Below are 17,361 nucleotides of genomic sequence, written 5' to 3'. Positions count from 1 at the left end.
CGAGTGACCACGCACACCGAGCTGGGCCCGCTCTCGGGTACTCCGGAGGGCATCACCAACCCCCCGATCGACGACCTCCTGGAGCAGGTCAGCTCGAAGTACGCGCTGGTGATCTACGCCGCCAAGCGCGCGCGCCAGATCAACGACTACTACGCGCAGCTCGGCGAGGGCCTGCTCGAGTACGTCGGCCCGCTGGTCGAGCCGGGCCCGCGCGAGAAGCCGCTGTCGATCGCGCTCCGGGAGATCCACGCGGGTCTCCTCGAGCACACCGAGGGCGAGTGACCGAGGCCGTCGCCCCCGACCGCCCCAACGTCATCCTGGGGGTGGGCGGGGGCATCGCCGCGTACAAGGCGTGCGAGGTGCTGCGCCGGCTCACCGAGTCCGGCCACGCCGTGCGCGTCGTGCCTACGGACGGCGCGCTGAAGTTCGTCGGCGCGGCCACGTTCGAGGCGCTGTCGGGCCAACCGGTGCAGACCGGGGTGTTCGAGGACGTGCCGTCGGTGCCGCACGTGAAGCTGGGGCAGAACGCCGACCTGGTCGTCGTCGCGCCCGCCACGGCGAACCTGATCGCGAAGGCCGCCCACGGCTTGGCCGACGACCTGCTCACCAACACGCTGCTGACCGCGCGCTGCCCCGTCCTGCTCGTGCCGGCGATGCACACCGAGATGTGGGAGCACCCCGCGACCCGGGCGAACGTGGCGCTGCTGCGCTCGCGCGGCGTGGTCGTCGCCGAACCCGCCAGCGGCAGGCTGACCGGCAAGGACACCGGCAAGGGCCGGCTGCCCGAGCCCGCCGAGATCGTCGACCTGGCCCGGTTGCTGCTGGCGCGCCCCGACGCGCTGCCGCGCGACCTGGAGGGCGTGCACGTCGCCGTGTCGGCGGGCGGCACGCGCGAGCCGCTCGACCCGGTGCGCTTCCTGGGCAACCGCTCGTCCGGCCGGCAGGGCTACGCGCTGGCCAGGGTCGCCGCCCAGCGCGGCGCGCGCGTGACGCTGGTCGCCGCGCACACCGCGGACCTGGTCGCGCCCGCCGGGGTGGACGTCGTGCGGGTCGGCTCGGCGCTGGAGCTGCGTGACGCGATGCACACCGTGGCCGCCACCGCCGACGTCGTGGTGATGGCCGCGGCCGTCGCCGACTTCCGGCCGGTCGAGCTGGTCGAGCACAAGATCAAGAAGACCGATCGCGACCCCGACCCGGTCGCGCTCACCCGCAACCCGGACATCCTGGCCGAGCTGGTCGCCGCGCGGCGACCGGGCCAGGTCGTCGTGGGGTTCGCGGCCGAGACCGGGGACGCCGGCACCGGCGTGCTCGAGTACGGTCGCGCGAAGCTCAAGCGCAAGGGCTGCGACTGGCTCGTCGTCAACGCCGTCGGCGACGGGCGCGCGTTCGAGGTCGAGGACAACGCCGGCTGGCTGCTGTCCGCGGACGGCGCGGAGACCCCGATCCCGCACGGCTCGAAGGCGCGGCTGGCGTCCGCATTGTGGGACGCGGTCGCCCCTGCCGTCGAACGGGACCCTTCGCGCGCGAGCGCTCAGTAAGCTTGAGACCATTCGCAGATCGGACAGTTAGGGAGTGTCGTGAGCCAGCACAGCAGCAGGCTGTTCACCAGTGAGTCGGTGACCGAAGGGCACCCGGACAAGATCTGCGACGCCATCAGCGACTCGATCCTCGACGCGCTGCTGGCGAAGGACCCGCGCTCGCGCGTCGCGGTGGAGACGATGGTCACCACCGGCCAGGTGCACGTGGCGGGCGAGGTCACCACCGAGGCCTACGCCGACATCCCCTCGATCGTGCGGGACAAGATCGTCGAGATCGGCTACGACTCGTCGGCCAAGGGCTTCGACGGCTACTCGTGCGGCGTGAACGTGGCCATCGGCTCGCAGTCGCCGGACATCGCGCAGGGCGTGGACACCGCGTTCGAGAAGCGCGTCGAGGGCACCGAGGACGAGATCGCCAAGCAGGGCGCGGGCGACCAGGGCCTCATGTTCGGCTACGCGTGCACCGACACGCCCGAGCTGATGCCGCTGCCGATCGCGCTGGCGCACCGGCTGTCGCGGCGGCTGACCGCGGTGCGCAAGGACGGCACGGTGCCGTACCTGCGTCCCGACGGCAAGACCCAGGTCACCATCGAGTACGCGGGCGACCAGCCGGTGCGGCTGGACACCGTCGTGGTGTCCACGCAGCACGCGGACGGCATCGACCTGGAGAAGCTGCTCGGCGTCGACATCCGCCGGCACGTCGTGGCCCCCGAGGTCGACGCGCTCGGCCTGGACACCTCGGACGTCCGGCTGCTGGTCAACCCGACCGGCCGGTTCGTCATCGGCGGCCCGATGGGTGACGCCGGCCTGACCGGTCGCAAGATCATCGTCGACACCTACGGCGGCATGGCCCGCCACGGCGGCGGCGCGTTCTCCGGCAAGGACCCGTCGAAGGTGGACCGGTCCGCGGCGTACGCGATGCGCTGGGTGGCGAAGAACGCGGTGGCCGCCGGGCTGGCCACGCGCATCGAGGTGCAGGTGGCGTACGCCATCGGCAAGGCGGCCCCGGTGGGTCTGTTCGTGGAGACCTTCGGCACCGAGACCGTCGACCCGACCAAGATCCAGCAGGCGATCGGCGAGGTCTTCGACCTGCGCCCGGCCGCGATCATCCGCGACCTGGACCTGCTGCGCCCGATCTACGCCCCGACCGCCGCTTACGGCCACTTCGGCCGCACCGACGTCGACCTGCCGTGGGAGAGCACGGACCGCGCCGACGCCCTCCGCGCCGCCGCGGGCGCCTGACGCCCGACCGGCGTTGGGGCGCCTGACGCCCGAGCGACGCTGCGCAGGGGTCCCCGCCCAAGGGGACCCCTGCTTTTATTTTGCCGGCGGGGTCCGACAATCCCCCGCCGCTGTCCGCGGCCGGGCAGCATCGTGGCCGGTCGGCGGCACGTGCCGGATGGCGGTGAGTGGGCGCGGTCCGTGCCGCGGTTGGAGACCGTCGACCTGGCGCGGTGTCCGGCGTCGACACCACGGAGTCGCGGCCTGGACGGCACGAACGGCTTCGCTTGAACACGGTTCCCGACGGCACGGCGCGGTCCGACGGTTCCGCGTCGATGTCCGCCGCGGGTTGCGCGGGTGTGGTCCGGAGGACCTCTTGAGTTCACCGGCGCGCGTTAGACACGGTCATGCCCGACACGCGTCGCACGCCGCACACCGCCGTGACGGGTTCCCTGCTGCCGCCGTCGGTGCACGAGGCGTTGGCACGGGAGCCCCGGTCGGGTGGGTTGTCCGCCATCGAGCACGTCGTGCTGCTCGTGCGCGAGCGCCGGTCGTTCGACCACTGCTACGGCACGTTGCGCGGGGTGCGCGGCTTCGCCGACCCCGACGCGATCGACGACGCCCGCAGCGCCACCGCCCACGACCGACGTGACCTGCCGTTCGACTACGAGCTGGCGGACACGTTCACCGTCTGCGACGCCTACCACGGCACGCCCCACGCCGAGGCCGAGTGGGCGGGGTACGCCGAACGGCTCCAGGACGCCGGCACGTCGTGGCGCGTCTACCGGGAGTCGGCCGAACGCCAGGACCAGTTCGCCACCCGGTTCGCGAGGATCGCGCGCGAGGCACCGTGCGACGGGGAGCTGACGGCGTCGTTCCGGGCCGACGTGGTGGCGGGCCGGCTGCCCCGGGTGTCGTTCCTCCTGGCGTGCGAGCACCCTGACGCGTCACTCACCTACGAGGTGCTCGACGCGTTGGCGTCCACGCCGGACGTGTGGGACTCCACCGCGTTGTTCGTCACCCACGTCGAGGCCGACGGGCACTTCGACCACGTGCCGCCGCCCTGCCCGCCGCACGGCGTGGCGGACGCGCCCGGGCTGGGGCCGCGCGTGCCGATGGTCGTCGTGTCGCCGTGGACGGTCGGCGGGTACGTGGACTCGCAGGTGTTCGACCACTCGTCCACGATCCGGTTCCTGGAACGGTGGCTCGGCGTGGCGGCGCCGGGGATCGACGCGTGGCGGCGGACCGCGTGCGGCGACCTGACCTCGGCGTTCGACTTCACCCGGCGGGCGCGCCGGCCGGTGGTGGTGGAGCACGGCCCGCCCGTCGACCGGCAGGAACCGGGCGTGCGGCCAGCCCGCCCGCTGCCCTACCAGCCGGACGTGTCGGGTGCGGCGGTCGGCGGCGAGGTGCGGCTGGAACTGCGGAACTCGGGCGACGAGAGCGTGCACCTGGCGCTGCACCCGCACGCGGGCGAGTTCGAGGGCCCGGTCCACTTCGACGTGCGGTCCTCGGTGGACGTCGTGGTGCCGTTCGAGGGCCGGTACCGGTTCACCGTGGTCGGGCCGAACGGGTTCCGGCGCGAGTTCGCGGGCGCGCGGGGCGAGTCGGTGGCGCTGGCCACGTCGGCGCACAGCCGCATGGTGTCGATCACGCTGGCGAACTTCGGCCCGTCGGACGTGACGTTCGCCGTGGTGGGCGACGGGCGGGACTTCAAGGTGGCGGTGCGGCCGGGCAGGCGGCGGCTGGTGCCGTGGCTGACCGCGTTCCGGCACGGCTGGTACGACGTGACAATCACCTCCGACGGCGGGTTCCGCCGCAGGCTGGCGGGGCACCTGGAGAACGGGCGGGAGAGCGTGTCGCCCGCGATCACCCGGTCGTGATCTTGCCAAGGTCGAACACGTGTTCGATACTGGGGGCATGGTGTCCCGATCGGGGCCCGGGTCGCGGGCGTCCACCCCGGTCTCTGGTAGACCTCCACCCGTGGCGGGCAAGGCGACGACCAGGAGGGGCGAGCGGGTTCCCGCCGCCTCGCTGCCGGTTGCCCGCGTGTGCGTGGACGTGCCGCTGGCGCACCTCGACCGGCCGTTCGACTACCAGCTCTCGACCGAGCAGGACGCGGACGCCGTGCCCGGCTGCCGGGTGCGGGTGCGGTTCGCCGGCCAGCTGGTGGACGGCTACCTGCTGGAGCGGGCGGAGTCGTCGGAGTACGGGCGGAAGCTCACGTTCCTGGACCGGGTGATCTCGCCGGAGCCGGTGCTGTCGCCGGAGGTGGCCGAGCTGGCGCGGGCGATCGCGGACCGGTACGCGGGGTCGTTGATCGACGTGCTGCGGATGGCGATCCCGCCCCGCCACGCGCGGGCCGAGGCCAAGCCCTCCGACGAACCCGCGCCGGTGCCCGAGGCGCCCTCGGACGAGGGGTGGGCGCGCTACCCGTTCGGGCCGAACCTGCTGGACGCGCTGCGGTCGGGCCGGGCCGCGCGGGCGGTGTGGCAGGCGCTGCCCGCCGAGGACTGGCCCGCCCGGCTGGCGGAGGCGGCGGCGTCGGTGGCGAGCACGGGCAAGGGCGCGCTGGTGGTCGTGCCGGACCACCGCGACCTGGCCCGGCTCCAGCGGGCGTGCGCGGCGCTGGTGGGCGAGGCGGGCGTGGTGACGCTGTCGGCCGACCTCGGGCCGTCCGAGCGGTACAAGCGGTGGCTGGCCGTGCGGCGGGGTGCGGTGCGGGTCGTGCTGGGCACGCGTGGCGCGGCCTTCGCACCGGTGCGGGACCTCGGGCTGGTCGCGGTCTGGGACGACGGCGACGACCTGCACTCCGAGCCGCGGATGCCGTACCCGAACGTGCGGGACGTGCTGGTGCAGCGCTCGCACCTGACCGGCGCGTCGCTGCTGGTCGGCGGCTTCGCCCGGACCGCGGAGGCCCAGTTGCTGGTGGACAGCGGCTGGGCGCACGAGGTGGTCGCGGCCCGCGACACGCTGCGGGCCGTGGCGCCGAGGGTGGCGGCGGTGGGCGAGAGCGAGTGGCAGGAGGTGAAGGACGCGGCGGCGCGGTCGGCCCGGCTGCCGTCGATCGCCTTCGACGCCGCGCGGGCCGCGCTGGCGGCGGACACGCCGGTGCTCATCCAGGTGCCCCGGCGCGGGTACGTGCCCGCGCTGGCCTGCGGTCAGTGCCGGTCGCCCGCCCGGTGCCGCCGGTGCGCGGGCCCGTTGGCGCTGCCGGGCGGCACCCAGGACGGCGTGCCGAGGCCCGCGTACTGCCGCTGGTGCGGCGCGACGGAGGCGGCGTACCGCTGCCCGAACTGCGGTTCGCGCCGGCTGCGCGGCCAGGTCATCGGCGCCCGCCGCACGGCCGAGGAGCTGGGGCGCGCGTTCAGCGGCGTGCCGGTCCGCACGTCGGGCGGCGACGAGGTGCTGGCCGAGGTGCCGGGCGGCCGGTCCCTGGTGGTGGCCACGCCGGGCGCGGAGCCGTTCACCGAGGGCGGCTACGGCGCGGCCCTGCTGCTGGACGGCTGGGCGCTGCTCGGCCGGGCCGACCTGCGCGCGGCGGAGGAGGCGCTGCGGCGGTGGATGACGGCGGCGGCCCTGGTCCACGCGGCCGGGCGGGTGGTCGTGGTCGCGGACTCGTCGTTGGCGCCGGTCCAGGCCCTGGTCCGGTGGGACCCGGTGTGGCACGCGCGGCAGGAGCTGGCGGCGCGTGCCGAGCTGGGCTTCCCGCCCGCCGTGCGGATGGCCACCGTGGACGGCGCGCCGGACGCGCTGGCCGGCGTCCTGGAGGAGCTGGACCTGCCGCCGACGGGCGAGGTCCTGGGCCCGGTGCCGCTGTCGGAGGACAAGGAACGCGCCCTGGTGCGGGTGTCCCGGACGGAGGGCCGCGCGCTGGCCGCGCTGCTGGCCGACGTGCTGGCCGTGCGCAGCGCCCGGAAGGAACCGGACGTGGTGCGGGTCAAGCTCGACCCGCTCGAAGTCCTCTGACCTCGACGTCCTCCGGCCCCACGGCGTCGTCCGCTCCCACGAAGCGCTTCGGTGCGGAACCCGACACGGCGACTCCCGGGTGGTTCTGCTTTCGGCCGGGGTGGAGTAGAAGGGAACGATGCTCCGGTCGACTGTCGCCAGCGTCCTCGCATCCCTCCTCGTCGCACCACTCCTGCCCGCCACCGCCTCCGCGGTCGCCGATCCACCACGCGTGCCCGAAGCGGTCGGCTTCGGCGGCGTGGTGTCCAGCGTCGACCCCGACGCCTCGCAGATCGGCGTCGACGTCCTGCGCCGCGGCGGCAACGCGGTGGACGCCGCCGTCGCCGTGGCCGCCGCGCTGGGCGTCACCGACCCGTTCTCCGCCGGCATCGGCGGCGGCGGGTTCCTCGTGCACTACGACGCCCGCACGCACCGGGTGTCCACAGTGGACGGGCGGGAGACCGCGCCCGCCTCCGCCGACGCGCACCTGTTCGTGGAGAACGGCGTCCCGCTCCCGTTCGCCGAGGCCATGACCAGCGGGTTGTCGGTGGGCGTGCCGGGCACGCCGCGCACCTGGCAGCAGGCGCTGCGGCAGTGGGGCACGTGGTCGCTCGACCAGGCCGTGCGGCCGGCGGAGGAGCTGGCCCGGCGCGGCTTCACCGTCGACGCCACGTTCCACCGGCAGGTCAGCGACAACGCCGCCCGCTTCGCGGACTTCAGCTCGACCAGCGCCCTGTACCTGCCGGGCGGCGCGCCGCCGGCGATCGGCAGCACGTTCCGCAACCCCGACCTGGCCGACACCTACCGCGCGCTGCGCCGGGACGGCATGTCGGCGTTCTACCGCGGCGAGGTGGGGCGCGACCTGGTCGCGGCGGTCCGGCAGCCGCCCGTGGTGGCGGGCTCCACCCGCAAGGTCCGCTCCGGCGACCTGACGGCGGCGGACCTCGCCCGGTACGAGGCGCCGCTGCGCGAGCCCACCCGCGTCCGCTACCGCGACTACGACGTGTTCGGCATGGCGCCGCCGTCCTCCGGCGGCACGACCGCCGGCGAGGCGTTGAACATCCTGGAGAGCACGGACCTGGCCGCGGCGGACCCGGTCCAGTACCTGCACCGGTTCCTGGAGGCCAGCCGGCTGTCGTTCGCCGACCGCAACCGGTGGGTCGGCGACCCGGCGTTCAGCGACGTCCCGACCCGGGAGCTGCTGTCGCAGCGCTTCGCCGACAGCCGGGCGTGCCTGATCTCGCCGACGGCGGCCATGACCGGCGCGGTCGCACCCGGTGACCCGCGCAACCCGACGCCGTGCGCGACCGGCGGCGAGCCGGCCGCCACGCCGTACGAGGGCACGGACACCACGCACCTGACGGTCGCCGACCGCTGGGGCAACGTGGTCGCCTACACGCTGACCATCGAGCAGGAGGGCGGCAGCGGCATCGTGGTGCCCGGTCGCGGTTTCCTGCTCAACAACGAGCTGACCGACTTCTCCTTCACGCCGGTGACGCCGGGCGTGCCGGACCCGAACCTGCCCGGCCCCGGCAAGCGCCCGCGCTCGTCCATGACGCCGACGATCGTGCTGGAGCACGGCAAGCCGGTGCTGGCGCTCGGCTCGCCCGGCGGCGCGACCATCATCACCACCGTCCTGCAGGTGCTGACCCGGCGGCTGGACCGCGGCACGCCGCTGGTCGAGGCGATCGCCGCGCCGCGCGCGTCCCAGCGCAACGCCGCCAACACCCAGGCCGAGCCCGCGTTCCTGGCGGGCGCGGAGGCCGCGGCGCTGCGCGCGCTGGGCCACCGGTTCACGTCCACCGCCGAGATCGGCGCGGTCACGGCGGTCGAACGCCTGCCCGACGGCCGGTGGCGCGCGGCGGCGGAGACGTCCCGGCGTGGCGGCGGCGCGGCCCGGGCGGTGTGGCCGACGCGATGACGTGGTGGTGTGGTCCCGCCCGCCCCCTGGTCGGGCGGGACCACACCGGTCTCAGCCCAGCGTCACGGTCTCGACCGGCTGGTTGCCGTGGTCGAGCACGCGCACCCGGAAGCCGTCGAGGAGGGCGTCGGTGGCGGTCAGGTGCCGCTGGTCCAGCCGGGCGATGAACGTGCCGTCCCGCAGGGTGGCCGCCACCGTCCGACCCCGGGGATCGGTGATCTCCAGCCCGCCCACGCGCGCCGCGTCGACCGTGCCGGCCAGCAGCACGTGCCCGTCGCCGGGTCCGGGGCCGGTCTCGCGACTGGTCACGTGGCGGATCGCGAACGACTCGCCACGCCGCGGTGCCGGGTCCTCCTCGTGCACGAGCAGCGGCCGACCCAGGCTGAACTCGCAGAGGGCGGTCTTCCCGGCCTGGTCGTGCAGCACCAGCCGGGCGTCGGCCGCCTGGCCCGAGACCGCTCCGGGTCGCCACTTCAGCGGGTCGCCCACCCACCGCGCCGCGTCCAGCAGGGCCCGGTCCAGGCACCGGGCCACGTCCGGGTCGCCCGGTGGCAACTCCTCCCGCGGCGCCGCCCAGACCTCCGCGGTCGGCAGCGCCACGACGTCGATCCCCGCGAAGACCACGCTCGACGCCGTGGTGAAGCGCGCCGACAAGCCCACCGTGGTGTACGGGGTCACGAACAGGTCCTCCACCAGCGAGACCGGGACGGGTCCGGCGCCGGTCGGGTCCCCGGAGTCCAGCACGACGTGGCCGGTCCCGGCCGGCACGCGCCCGATCAGCACGCCGCTGCCACTGCGCCACAACACCGCCGCCGCGCCGTCCTCGAGCGGGACGGGGCCGACCGCGGGGCTGTTCTTCGAGATCGTCGTGTGCGTGAGCTCGCAGAACCGGTCGTCCCGCGTCACGAGGATCCGGCGGCCCGCCAGGAGGAGAGTGAACCGCACGTCGGCGTCGCCGAGCCCGCACCGCGCCGCGTCGGTCGTGGCCGCGCCGGGCGAGACGCCGGTGACGGGAGGGGCCTGCGACCCGGCCGCCGAGGAGGTGGTGGACGGCGGCGTGACGGCGGTGCGGTCGTCGCCCCCGGTGGACTGGGCGATGATGGCACCGCCCGCGGCGAGTATCACGACGGCCGCCGCGGCGGCGAGCGGCGCGCGCACGGCCCCACCGCCCACGACCCGGCGGCGCAGCCGTTTCCGCACGTCAGGCGGTAGGGGGCGGCGCGGCGGCAGGTTGATCCCCGGCTGGCTCATCGCTCCTCCACGGCACGCAGTCGCGCACGGGCCCGCGAGATCCGCGAGCGCACGCTCACCTCGGCGACGCCGAGCACCTCGGCGGCCTCGGCCGTGGACAGCTCGCCCAGCAGGACCAGCTCCACGGCCTCACGTTCGGCTCTGGGCAAGGTGGCCACCACGTCCAACACCCGGCGTAACGCGCGGTCGTCGTCCACCGAGGCGATGACGCGCTCGGCGTGATCGGGCACCGCTTCCTGGCCGGGCACCCGCCGCAACGCCCGCCGGAACCGGCCGAGGCGGCGGAACTCGGTGCGCGCCAGGTTGCCCGCCACGGTGTAGAGCCACGGCAGGGCGCTGTCGCGGACCAGGGTGATGTCGGACCGGCGCCGCCACGCGGCCAGGAACGTGGCGGAGGTCAGGTCCTCGGCGAGCGACCACGACGCCGTCAGCCGGTAGGCGTGGTTCCACACCGCGTCGGCGTGGCGGTCGAACAGCGCGCCGAACGCCGCCTGGTCGCCGCGCGCCCACAGCTCCGCGTCGGTGTCGGTCACCCGTGCTGCCCCCTGCCGGCCCGATGTCGCAGCAGTCATGCCGGTAAGTAGCCGCAGCCGCCCCCGGCGTTGCAGCCGATCTCATTCCCGAGGATGACGACCCCTCGCGACTCCGAGCGGACGCCAGGCGACGCCGCCGGGGCGCACGCTGGGAGCACAGGAGCCGGGAGCGGAGGAGCCGACATGACCACGATGACCATGACACCCACACCGAGCGCTGTCAGCCGCCCGACCGCCGGCGCGGCGAGCGCGGTGAAGCCGGTGGTCACGACGGCGGCCCGGTTCGTCGGGCACTTCCTGGCCGCGCTGGTCGGCGTCGCCTTCCTCGGCCGTGACCTGGAGCACTGAGCGCGCTTTCGTAGACTGGGACCTCCCCAGGCTTCGAGGAGTGCGCGTGACCGTCCAACCGATCCGGCTGTTCGGCGACCCGGTGCTGCGGACGCCCGCCGTCGAGGTCACCGACTTCGACGCGGAGCTGCGCAAGCTGGTCAAGGACCTGTGGGACACCATGAGCGAGGCGGGCGGCGCCGGGTTGGCCGCGCCGCAGCTCGGCGTCGGCCTGCGGGTGTTCACCTACCACTGCGACGGTTTCGCCGGTCACCTGGTCAACCCGACGTTCGAGGTCGTCGGCGAGGAGGAGCAGGACGGCCCCGAGGGCTGCCTGTCGATCCCCGGCCTGTCCTGGGACTGCCGGCGGCACCGCCACGTGGTGGCCAAGGGCTGGAACATGCACGGCGAGCCGATCGAGGTCGAGGGCACGGACCTGCTGGCCCGCTGCATCCAGCACGAGACCGACCACCTCGACGGCGTGCTGTTCCTCGACCGGCTGGACGAGGCGACCCGCAAGGAGGCCATGCGGGCGATCCGGCAGCAGTCGTGGTTCGACGGCGGCGTGCCGACGATCAAGCAGTCGCCGCACCCGTTGTTTGGTGGTTGATTGCCGCTGCTGTGTTTGATTGCCGCTGCTCCGCAGACGGCGGCGAGGTCGCCCGGAAGTCGATCGTTCGCGCCTGATTTTCCGACGATCGAAGAGCGTGATCGCCGGAAAATGAGTCGCGAACGATCGACGCGACCTCGCGGGTGCGGTGGGGGCGAAGGTCGCGGGCGAGCTGGGTCGAAGGCGCTCTTCTAGACTTGCGGCCTGCGGTGTCGCGGAAGATGCGAGGAGAGTGCGTGTTCGTCCAGGAAACCAGGCCGTCCCGGTGGAGTCCCGACGTGCGTCGCGGGGGGATCTGACATGCGGCTGGTCTTCGCGGGCACGCCCGAGGTCGCGCTGCCGTCGTTGCGGGCGCTGCTGGAGTCCGGCCGGCACGAGGTCGTGGCCGTGGTGACGCGGCCGGACGCGCCCGCCGGTCGTGGCCGCCGGGTGGAGCGCTCCCCGGTCGCGGCGCTGGCCGACGAACGCGGCATCGAGGTGCTCGCGCCGGCCAAGGCGGGCGACCCGGTGTTCCAGGCGCGGTTGAAGGAGCTGGAGCCGGACCTGTGCCCGGTGGTGGCCTACGGCGCGCTGCTGCCCGAGTCCGCCCTGGCGATCCCCCGGCACGGTTGGGTGAACCTGCACTTCTCCGTGCTGCCGGCCTGGCGCGGCGCGGCACCGGTGCAGGCGTCCGTGCGGCACGGCGACGACATCACCGGCGCGACCACGTTCCGCATCGTCAAGGAGCTGGACGCGGGCCCGGTGTACGGCGTGGTGACCGAGCGGGTGCGCGACCGGGACACGGCCGGTGACCTCCTCGGCAGGCTCGCCGAGTCCGGCGCGCGCCTGCTGCTGTCCACTGTGGACGGCATCGCGGACGGCACCCTGCGGCCCGTGGACCAGCCCGAGGAGGGCGTGAGCTACGCGCCGAAGGTGACCGTCGACGACGCGCGGCTCGACTTCGGCACGCCCGCCGTCGCGATCGACCGGGTGGCCCGCGCGGTGACGCCGGACCCCGGCGCGTGGGCGGAGTTCCGCGGTGAGCGGCTCAAGCTCGGCCCGGTGCTCCCGGTCGAGGCGGAGGAGCCGCTCGCGCCCGGCGAGCTCCGGGTGGAGCGCAAGCGCGTGCTCGTCGGCACGGCCACCGACCCGGTGGCGCTGGGCGAGGTGCAGGCGCAGGGCAAGAAGCGGATGTCGGCGACCGACTGGGCGCGCGGCGCCCGGATCGAAGCGGGGGAACGGATTTCATGACCCAGAGGTCTTCGCGTCCATCCCGCCCTCGGCGGGCGCACCCGCCCCGCGGTCGCACCGGTCCGGAGCGACCGCCGGTGGAGGACCCCGCCCGCCAGGCCGCGCTGGACACGCTGCGCGCCGTCCGGCAGCGCGACGCCTACGCGAACCTGGTGCTGCCGGGCATCCTGCGGGAACGTCGGATCACCGGGCGTGACGCGGCCCTGGCGACCGAGCTGACGTACGGGTCGCTGCGCGCGCAGGGGCTGCTGGACGCGGTGCTGGCGGCCTGCACCGACCGGCCGTTGTCCGAAGTGGACGGTGCGGTGCTCGACGCGCTGCGGCTGGGCGCCTACCAGTTGTTGCGCACCCGCATCCCGGCGCACGCGGCGGTGGCCTCGACGGTCGACCTGGTGCGCGCCGACCGGGGTTCGGGCGCGGCCGGGTTCGCGAACGCCGTGCTGCGGCGGGTGACCGGGCAGGACGAGGCGGCCTGGGTCGAGGAGGTCGCGCCGGACGAGGACACCGACCCCATCGGGTACGTGGCCATGGCCAACGCGCACCCCCGGTGGATCGCGCAGGCGTTCGCGGAGGCGCTCGGCAGTCGTGGCGAGCCGCTGCGGGAGGCGTTGCTCGCCGACGACGCGCGGCCGGCCGTGCACCTCGCGGCCAGGCCCGGTGAGTGCAGCGCGGAGGAGCTGGCCGCGATGACCGGCGGCGAGGTGGCGCCGTACTCGCCGTACGGGGTGCACCTGGACGCGGGCGCGGGCGACCCGGGCGATCTCGACGCGGTGCGCGAGCGGTTGGCGGCCGTGCAGGACGAGGGCAGCCAGCTGTGCGCCGTGGCGTTGACGCGGGTGCCGGTCGAGGGCCGTGACGAGCGGTGGCTGGACCTGTGCGCGGGGCCTGGCGGGAAGGCCGTGCTGCTGGGGTCGCTCGCCCGGTTGTCGGGCGCGTCGATGGACGCGGTCGAGAAGGCGCCGCACCGGGCGGAGCTGATCCGCAAGGCCATGGGCGACCTGCCGATCACGGTGCACGTGGCCGACGGCCGGGAGTCCGGGCTCGAGGAGGGCGGGTTCGACCGGGTGCTGGTGGACGCGCCGTGCACCGGGTTGGGCGCGTTGCGGCGGCGGCCGGAGGCGCGGTGGCGGCGGCAGCCCTCGGACGTCGCGCCGTTGGCCAGGTTGCAGCGCGAGCTGTTGACGGCGGCGTTGACGCTGGTCAGGCCGGGCGGTGTGGTGGCGTACGTGGTGTGCACGCCGCACTTGTCGGAGACGGTGGGCGTGGTGGGCGACGTGGCGCGCCGGACCGGGGCGGAGTGGGTGGACGCGCGGGAGTTCTTCCCGGGCGTGCCGGAGCTGGGCGACGGGCCGCAGGTGCAGTTGTGGCCGCACAAGCACGGGACGGACGCGATGTTCTGCGCGATTCTGCGGCGGCCGGTGTGAGTGGTGGGTTGATCCGGTGATCCGTTGGTTCCTTGGTTCGGTGATCCGGTGATCTTGTGAATCGGTGACCGGGTGAATCGGGGGATCGGTGATTCGATGACGGCGGTTTGGTGACAGGGATCCGGTGAGCGGGGTCAGGTCGGGCCGGGTCGGGTGAATGGTGGGCTCTGGTGAGTGGTGCTCTCGTGAGCGGTGCGGCGGTGCTCGGTGTTGTCGCGTCGGCCGGGGGAGGGGTCGAGCAGTGGTTCGTGGACCGGCTCGCTCGGCCCCTGGCCGCCAAGGGGTGGCGGTTGGCGATCACGTTCACCCCCACCGCGGCCCGGTGGCTCGAGCCCGAGTCTGATTCGCTCCGGGCGTTGACGGGGTTGCCGGTGCGGTGGACGTCCCGCCTGCCGTGGGAGCCCAAGCCCTACCCGGCGCCGGACGCGTTCGTGTTCGCGCCGGCGACGGCGAACTCGCTGGTCAAGCTCGCACTGGGGATCGCCGACAACCAGGCGCTCACGATGTTGTGCGAGGCGTTGGGCACCGGCAAGCCGATGGTCGCGCTGCCGCAGGTGTCCGAGGGCCAGGCGGCCCACCCCGCGTTCGAGGGCCACTTGGCCGTGTTGCGCTCCGCCGGAGTGGTGCTCGCGCCCGATCCCGAGTCGGTGATGCGTGAACTGGATCGGGTGGCGCCACTCGTCGCATTAGGTGAAAACGCCGGTAACGGCGCGGCCGGCTGAATTGACAGCCAGTCGAGATGCGTAGCAGTCTTGATTGTGTCGAAATTGTACGGCCGGGATCGTGAATGGGCTTCGGTTCTCCGCTTCCTGTCCACGCCCGGTGGCCTGCTGGCCATCGACGGCCCGCCGTGCTCCGGAAAGACCTCCCTGTTGCGCGAGGCGGTCGCCGCCGCCCGCGACCGGGGTTTCGCCGTGGTGCCCGTTCCGGGGGCCGGGTTGGCGGCGTCGGCCGACGTGGCGGCGGCACTCGATCGGGTGGAAAGCGATCGGGTGCCGGTGCTGATCGTGGTGGACCAGGCGCACGAGGACCCGGCGGCGTTGCTGGAGTTGGCGGCGACGGCCGGCGGGGATCGGTCGGTGTCGGTGTTGGCGGCGTTGTGCGGCGAGGCCGTGGAGATCCGGGACGCGCTGAGCCGGCACGGGGAGGTGCTCCCGCTCGGGCCGCTCGACGACGACGCGGTCGAGCGGATGGTCACCGACCTGCTCGGCGCGGTGCCGCACCCCGACCTGGCGTCGTTCACGGCGGGCGCGGGCGGCAACCCGCGCCTGGTCGCCGAGCTCGTGGAGGGCTTGCGGGAAGAAGGACGGCTCGACGTGCGCGACGGCGTGGCCCGGCCGCGCGGCGGGTGGCTGCCGCGCCGGGTCGGGGCCGCGGTGCGCGGTCAGGTCGACGCGATGTCGGCCAAGGCCACCCAGGTGCTGCGGGTCGCGGCCGTGATCGGCAGGTCGTTCCTGCTCCAGGACGTGGCCGCGATGATGGACGAGTCCACTGGAGCGCTGCTGCTCGCGGTGGACGAGGTGCTGGCCTCCGGGCTGGTGGTGTGCGTCGACGAGCGGCTGGAGTTCGCGTCCGACCTGGTGTGGCGGGCGGTGGTCGACTCGATGCCCGGGTCGGTGCGGCACGCCCTGCGGCACGATGTGGAGGCGCTGCGCGCGAGGTCGGCCGAGGTGGCGGAGGCGCCCGAGGAGTGGGGCGAGGAGGACGAGGCGCGGGGCGCGGCCGCGGTGGGCGGGGTGCGGTCGTTGGCGGCCAACGGCAGCCTCGCCTCCGCCATCGCGCTGGCGAGGGAGAGCCTGACGGGCGGTGTGCCCACCCGCGCGGCGGCCGAGCTGCACGTGGTGCTGGCGGGGATCCTGCTGGCGGACGGCCGGCCCGCGGACGCGGTGTCCGAGATGGAGCACGTGCTGACCACGCCCGGTGTGCCCGGTCCGTTGTGGCGGCTGGCGCAGGCCGGGCGGTTGCTGTCGCTGTACTTCGCCACGGGGAGCCGGGCGGGCGCGCACGCGTTGTCGGTGTTGACGACGCGGGACCGGGAGCCCGCGGACGCGGACGTGGTGATGGCGGCGACGGTCCACTCGTGCCTGGAGTGGAACGCCGGGAAGCTCGCCGAGGCCATGTACTGGGGTCGTCAGTCGACGCGCTGGGAGCTCGACCGGCCCACCGCGTGGTGGCAGTCGCAGTCGGCGGTGTCGTTCGCGTTGAAGTTGTCGGCGTTGGGTGACTTCGAGCGGGCGGAGAAGTGGGTCCGTGAGGGGGAGGGGTGCGAGGGGGCCGGGTGCGAGGGGGAGAGGTGTCACGGGGCGGCTTGTGAGGACGAGGCGGTGAAGGCGGGTGCGCCGGCCGCGCGGACGATCGCGCGGGCCAGGGTGCTGGTCCAGGCGGGGGAGTTGGACCGGGCGCTGGCGGCGGCGCGGCGCGGGCTGTCGAGCGCGCGCGACCGGGGGCTGCGGATCCTGGTGCCGCTCGCGTCGACGGTGCTGGCGACGGTGGCGTTGCACCGGGGAGACGTGGCGGCGGCGGGCGAGCACGTGCGTCGGTACCGGGCGGATCTGGCGGCGGGTGAGGCGGTGTTGCACTCGGGGCAGTACGACTGGGTGGAGTTGTTGCTGGCGCACGCTCGGGGTGGGGCCGAGCGGGCTGTGGAGTTGGCGCGTGAGCGGATGGACGATCCCGCCGGGGTGCGGCGGATGTTGGTCGAGGAGCCGGGGGCCGCGCCGTGGTTGGTGCGGCAGGCTTCGGCGGTGGGGGATGGGGGGTTGGCGGGGGAGGTGGTCGGCGCGGCCGAGCGGTTGGCGGCCGAGAACCCGGGGTTCCCGGCGGTGTCGGTGGCGGCGCGGCACGCGCGGGCGTTGGTGGAGCGGGACGCGGAGCGGTTGCGGGAGGCGGCGGAGCGGCATCGGCACCCGTGGGCGCGGGCGAACGCGAACGAGGACCTCGCGGAGGTGTTGGCCGAGGCCGGTGAGGTGGTTCGGGCTTCGGCGCACACGACGGTCGCGTCGAGGATCTTCGAGCGGATGGGGGCGGATGGTGAGTTGGCCCGGTTACGCGGGGGTGGGCGGGTGGCTGGTTCTGGTGCGGGTGGTTCTGGTTCGGGTGCGGGTGGTGCGGGTGGGGTGGAGGAGTGGAGGTTGTTGTCCGAGGCGGAGCGGGATATCGCCCGGTTGGTGGGGGCCGGGTTGACGAACCGGCAGGTGGCGAAGCAGTTGTTCCTGTCGCCCCACACGGTGAACTACCACCTGCGGGGGATCTTCAGGAAGCTCGGGATCGGTTCGAGGGTGGAGTTGGCGCGGTTGGCGCACGAGCAGGCGAGTGCGGAGACGTCGACGGTGTGAGAGGCCGAGGGGTGGGGCTGCTC

Annotated in this window: 14 protein-coding genes; 12 read left to right on the top strand and 2 right to left on the bottom strand. The window is 74.4% G+C overall.

Translation table 11 applies throughout. From position 1 onward, the window contains the following. The first annotated feature begins 3 nt into the window (after window positions 1-3). The 6 genes from rpoZ (at window position 4) to ggt (ending at window position 8,628) form a co-directional block, all read left to right on the top strand. The gene (gene rpoZ / locus AB0I91_RS36530) at window positions 4-282 is read left to right on the top strand and encodes a DNA-directed RNA polymerase subunit omega (RefSeq protein ID WP_053721631.1); all 279 of its coding nucleotides are present in this window, start codon (window positions 4-6) and stop codon (window positions 280-282) included. After that, on the top strand, window positions 279-1,538 hold the full coding sequence (gene coaBC, locus AB0I91_RS36525; protein WP_498779849.1) for a bifunctional phosphopantothenoylcysteine decarboxylase/phosphopantothenate--cysteine ligase CoaBC: 1,260 nt from the start codon (window positions 279-281) through the stop codon (window positions 1,536-1,538). Before rpoZ ends, coaBC begins: the two co-directional genes overlap by 4 nt. A gap of 39 nt (window positions 1,539-1,577) precedes the next feature. After that, window positions 1,578-2,780 (top strand): methionine adenosyltransferase, encoded by a 1,203-nt coding sequence (metK, locus tag AB0I91_RS36520; RefSeq protein WP_498779847.1) that lies wholly within the window; start codon window positions 1,578-1,580, stop codon window positions 2,778-2,780. Between the two features lie 386 nt (window positions 2,781-3,166). After that, a complete protein-coding gene (locus tag AB0I91_RS36515; protein ID WP_499640970.1) occupies window positions 3,167-4,642 on the top strand; it encodes an alkaline phosphatase family protein in 1,476 nt (491 codons plus the stop codon). 100 nt (window positions 4,643-4,742) lie between these two features. After that, window positions 4,743-6,728, top strand: coding sequence for a primosomal protein N' (locus AB0I91_RS36510; RefSeq protein WP_499640968.1), 1,986 nt, complete (start codon window positions 4,743-4,745; stop codon window positions 6,726-6,728). Window positions 6,729-6,846: 118 nt separating this feature from the next. Continuing rightward, window positions 6,847-8,628 (top strand): gamma-glutamyltransferase, encoded by a 1,782-nt coding sequence (ggt, locus tag AB0I91_RS36505; RefSeq protein WP_498779841.1) that lies wholly within the window; start codon window positions 6,847-6,849, stop codon window positions 8,626-8,628. 51 nt (window positions 8,629-8,679) lie between these two features. Here the strand turns inward: ggt and AB0I91_RS36500 are convergent, their stop codons facing one another. Continuing rightward, a complete protein-coding gene (locus AB0I91_RS36500) occupies window positions 8,680-9,879 on the bottom strand; it encodes a hypothetical protein (RefSeq protein WP_499640966.1) in 1,200 nt (399 codons plus the stop codon). Beyond that, window positions 9,876-10,451 carry an RNA polymerase sigma factor gene (locus AB0I91_RS36495; RefSeq protein ID WP_498779838.1) on the bottom strand — a complete coding sequence of 192 codons (576 nt, stop codon included), beginning with the start codon at window positions 10,449-10,451 and terminating at the stop codon, window positions 9,876-9,878. The genes AB0I91_RS36500 and AB0I91_RS36495 overlap by 4 nt, the downstream gene beginning before the upstream one ends. A 144-nt stretch (window positions 10,452-10,595) precedes the next feature. Here AB0I91_RS36495 and AB0I91_RS36490 point away from each other — a divergent pair, with 144 nt between their 5' ends. The 6 genes from AB0I91_RS36490 to AB0I91_RS36465 all read left to right on the top strand — a co-directional run bounded on the left by AB0I91_RS36490 (window position 10,596) and on the right by AB0I91_RS36465 (window position 17,338). Further along, window positions 10,596-10,760 (top strand): hypothetical protein, encoded by a 165-nt coding sequence (locus AB0I91_RS36490; RefSeq protein ID WP_498779836.1) that lies wholly within the window; start codon window positions 10,596-10,598, stop codon window positions 10,758-10,760. 46 nt (window positions 10,761-10,806) lie between these two features. Continuing rightward, window positions 10,807-11,349 (top strand): peptide deformylase, encoded by a 543-nt coding sequence (gene def, locus AB0I91_RS36485; RefSeq protein ID WP_498779834.1) that lies wholly within the window; start codon window positions 10,807-10,809, stop codon window positions 11,347-11,349. Window positions 11,350-11,649: 300 nt separating this feature from the next. Continuing rightward, on the top strand, window positions 11,650-12,579 hold the full coding sequence (gene fmt, locus AB0I91_RS36480) for a methionyl-tRNA formyltransferase (RefSeq protein ID WP_498779833.1): 930 nt from the start codon (window positions 11,650-11,652) through the stop codon (window positions 12,577-12,579). Then, entirely contained in the window at window positions 12,576-14,003 is a 1,428-nt protein-coding gene (locus AB0I91_RS36475) for an RsmB/NOP family class I SAM-dependent RNA methyltransferase (protein ID WP_499640964.1), read from the top strand. The genes fmt and AB0I91_RS36475 overlap by 4 nt, the downstream gene beginning before the upstream one ends. 170 nt (window positions 14,004-14,173) lie before the next feature. Beyond that, window positions 14,174-14,725 (top strand): flavoprotein, encoded by a 552-nt coding sequence (locus tag AB0I91_RS36470; RefSeq protein WP_499640962.1) that lies wholly within the window; start codon window positions 14,174-14,176, stop codon window positions 14,723-14,725. Between the two features lie 36 nt (window positions 14,726-14,761). Beyond that, window positions 14,762-17,338, top strand: a complete 2,577-nt coding sequence (locus AB0I91_RS36465; protein ID WP_499640960.1) for a LuxR C-terminal-related transcriptional regulator — start codon at window positions 14,762-14,764, stop codon at window positions 17,336-17,338. Window positions 17,339-17,361: the final 23 nt, after the last annotated feature.

Source organism: Actinosynnema sp. NPDC049800 (assembly GCF_040656635.1).
In the GTDB taxonomy this organism is placed as follows: domain Bacteria; phylum Actinomycetota; class Actinomycetes; order Mycobacteriales; family Pseudonocardiaceae; genus Actinosynnema.
Note: the sequence above shows the minus strand (reverse complement) of the source record. Positions and strands in the feature narration are given on the sequence as shown.